The organism is Paenibacillus sp. CMAA1364, from assembly GCF_054373195.1.
This window is the reverse complement of the sequence record NZ_JBITNB010000049.1, coordinates 1-3,261: the sequence shown is the minus strand read 5'-3', so window position 1 is coordinate 3,261 and position 3,261 is coordinate 1. Positions and strand designations below refer to the sequence as shown.

Annotated in this window: 3 protein-coding genes; all 3 read right to left on the bottom strand. The window is 37.1% G+C overall.

Features of this window, described 5'->3' with window-relative positions:
• Window positions 1-388 precede the first annotated feature (388 nt).
• Window positions 389-1,144, bottom strand: a complete 756-nt coding sequence (locus tag ACH8E3_RS16565) for a creatininase family protein (protein WP_458633752.1) — start codon at window positions 1,142-1,144, stop codon at window positions 389-391.
• A 398-nt stretch (window positions 1,145-1,542) separates the two neighbouring features.
• Window positions 1,543-1,758 (bottom strand): hypothetical protein, encoded by a 216-nt coding sequence (locus ACH8E3_RS16560; RefSeq protein WP_458633751.1) that lies wholly within the window; start codon window positions 1,756-1,758, stop codon window positions 1,543-1,545.
• Window positions 1,759-2,328: 570 nt separating this feature from the next.
• Entirely contained in the window at window positions 2,329-2,853 is a 525-nt protein-coding gene (locus tag ACH8E3_RS16555) for a GNAT family N-acetyltransferase (RefSeq protein WP_458633750.1), read from the bottom strand.
• Between the last annotated feature and the right edge of the window lie 408 nt (window positions 2,854-3,261).

Here is a 3,261-nt window from a genome sequence, read left to right as displayed (position 1 = left end):
AATGCCTCAGTAAAACGTCACTTCAATCTACTTCTTCGAAATGCCTCAGTAAAACGTCACTTCAATCTACTTCTTCGAAATGCCTCAGTAAAATGGCTCTTCAATCTACTTCCTTGATAAACCTTAGTAACCTATCACTTCAAATCTACTTCTTTGGAATATCTTAAGCAATAACAAATGTCTTTACCCCGGATTTCTTATAACGTACCCGCATTTCTGACGTTCAAGCGGCTTAAGGACCGAAGGTCCGGGTCGTCAGACTTAGCCAGTTGAATGTGTCGCCTGATTCCACTCCTGAGAGAATCCCCTTGGCGACCAAGGAGCGTCAGCGACGACGCAGAAATGTAATGTTCTCCGAAGTTCATGACTTCTTTGAATTCCCTTAAAATTATCTCTTGATTATCTTTCTTGAGTAAGCTTCTTGTAATATTTCTTTTAGTCCTTCACATTTATTGTTTATAAAAGTTTCCCAGAAGACTTTCCCCTTTTCTGCTAATTCTTCAGATGTAAATTCTCCTAGATTAAACTGACCCCAGCACCCATCAGAAGTTAATTTATCCCATCCAATGTAATCTGAAAACTTTATATTGTCTTTCGGAATTTCAGATCCCATTGATTGTAATTTCACTCTATCAGGACATAACCACATTGCTGTACAAACTGATAGCAGTCCCCCGTGTAATTCATTTAGTCCTTCCAGTCCTGCTGCATTAATCGCAATTTCCCAAGCATTTCGATTATGATGAGGATGAATCAATATAATATCAGAGTACTTAAAATTTATGTGTTTAATAAAGGAACTTTCCCAATATGCACCACCATGACCATTACAAAGGACAAACTTATCGAATCCTTGCCTCGCCAAATTTACAATTATTTCTTCCAACATAGCGGTTATTATATTGGGACTAACTGTAACTGTCCCTTTAAAATTAGCATGTTCTTCAGAGGTATTAAAAGGTAATGTAGGTAATACATATGCATTTAACGCTTTTCCATAAGCTTGAGCATATTGTTCAGCTATTAGAGTATCTAAATGCATTGGTAAGTATGGTCCGAATTGCTCTGTCGCTCCGACTGATATAATAGCGGTATCAATATGGTTATCAGATAATTCAGTTGTTGTATTTGTGTAATTCATCATTGCGATGCCCCACTTCAAAGAGAATTCCAACATGAAATGCTGGATATTAATAGTTTGCTAATTTTGCATGAATTTCGGAGAACGTTTGGCATTCCTGACGTTCAAGCAGCTTAAGTGACCAAAGGGAACGGGTCGTCAGACTTAGCTGGTTGAATGTATCGCCTGAATACGCTTCTTTGAGATTCTTCATAGCGATCAAGGGCGAATGCCCGAAGTAGGAATGTGGTGTTACCTGATGTATCTGACTTCTCTGAATTCACCTTCAAATTTCTTGTATGTTTTAATGTTAGTTGATGTCTTTCATGTCTAAAGTCTTCTTAATGTTATTAACGTATTTAATCTCATTTAGTTTTGTTTGAATTTTAGTTATGTGTTTCCCCCCCTTCTTGAAAATCCTCCTATGCTGGTCTTACATATGTACTTATCCCAGATATTTCAGGTAACGTTGCGCATTCCTGACGTCCGAACGGCTTAAGTGAACGAAGGGAACGGGTCGTCAGACTTAGCCGGTTGGATGTGTCGCCTGAATCCGCTTCTCCGATAATCCTCTTGGCGACCGAGGAGCGTAAGCGACGACGTAGGAATGTTTTGTTAGGTGAAGTCTTCGACTTCATTGAATTACCCTTTCAAAATCTCTCCATATTACTTTTTTAATCCTACCTTTTGTTATTATATATTTCTTGATTTTATAGCCTTATAAATAATAGTGCCCAATAGCACTACACTGATTATTACACATGATAATTGAATATATTGGTTTTGAACATTCGGCAAAAGTAATGTACTAGCAATTACAATTAAGCCGATGTTCCCGATAATATGCTCATTATCCTTAATAAAGACACGATAAAATATAATTGAATATATAAAAGCAGACCAAACAATCGGAAATATGGCAAGAAAAGTATCCATCATGTTTCTCCTTCGATTTTCATTTCCTCAGTTTTTTATTATGGTTTTCTAAGGTCTTCTGCAGTATTTCGAAGATTTCACCTAACGTTTGTGCATTCCTGACGTTCAAGCAGCTTAAGTGACCTTAGGGAACGGGTCGATAGACTTAGCTGGTTTAATGTGTCGCCTGAATCTACTTCTATGAAACTCTTCTAAGCGATCAAGGGCGAATGCCCGCAGTAGGAATGTGGTGTTATGCGCTGTACCCTTCTTCTACGAAATACTTACTCTTTCTATTCGAGTTTTATCCAAAATCTATTTATGACATTTCCATCTTCTTCAACAAAATCCTTGTCCTGTACTCCACCATTCTTTAAAATGGTCTTCCTAGATGCAACATTGTGATCATCGCAAACTACAAGGACATTTTTGATCCCTATTTCTTTACTCTTTCCTAGTGCTAATGTAAGCAACTTACTAGCATAACCTTTTTGTCTTTCTGATGGACGTATCCCATATCCAATATGTCCACCACTATTGAAGAGTTTGTCAGTCAAACCATGTCTAATATTAACTGCTCCTACTATTTTTCGATTTCCTACAACTAACCAATATGTACTATTTAGTACCCATCCCTCGGGTATGAATTGTTCTTCCTCATTCTTAGTAAGAAAATCTAACATTTCTTCGAATTCGGTAGGATCTCTTTCTATTACCCATGGAACCATATCTTCACTAGATTGTTTCCAGTCATTATAGAAGTCCATATACTCTTCTCTTAATTCGATTGACGGTTGTATAAGCAAGATATCCTGCATTTATTTTTATACCTCCAAGTTAGTGCATATTGTTTTGGTCACTTTATAGTTTTTAAGGGTATTGCGCATAACGTTTGTACATTCCTGACGTTCAAGCAGCTTAAGTGACCGTAGGGAACGGGTCGATAGACTTAGCTGGTTGAATGTATCGCCTGAGTAACCTTCTCAGAATTACCTCTTAGCGATCAAGGGCGAATGCCCGCAGTAGGAATGTGGTGTTATCGGATGTATCTGACTACTATGAATTCACCTTCATATTTCTTGTATCTTTTAATGTTACTTGATGTGTTATTTGTCTTGCGTATTTTTGAGATTCTTAATGTTATTAACGTATTTAATCTCACTTAGTTCTATTTAATTTTAGTTATGTGTTTTAACCCTTCTTGAAGATTCTTCTATGCTGGTCTT

What these genes read in the sequence shown, in the direction of transcription:
- ACH8E3_RS16560 (WP_458633751.1), bottom strand. Translation starts at nt 1,758, where the DNA reads ATGAAGTCGAAGACTTCACCTAACAAAACATTCCTACGTCGTCGCTTA.
- ACH8E3_RS16555 (WP_458633750.1), bottom strand. Translation starts at nt 2,853, where the DNA reads ATGCAGGATATCTTGCTTATACAACCGTCAATCGAATTAAGAGAAGAG.
- ACH8E3_RS16565 (WP_458633752.1), bottom strand. Translation starts at nt 1,144, where the DNA reads ATGATGAATTACACAAATACAACAACTGAATTATCTGATAACCATATT.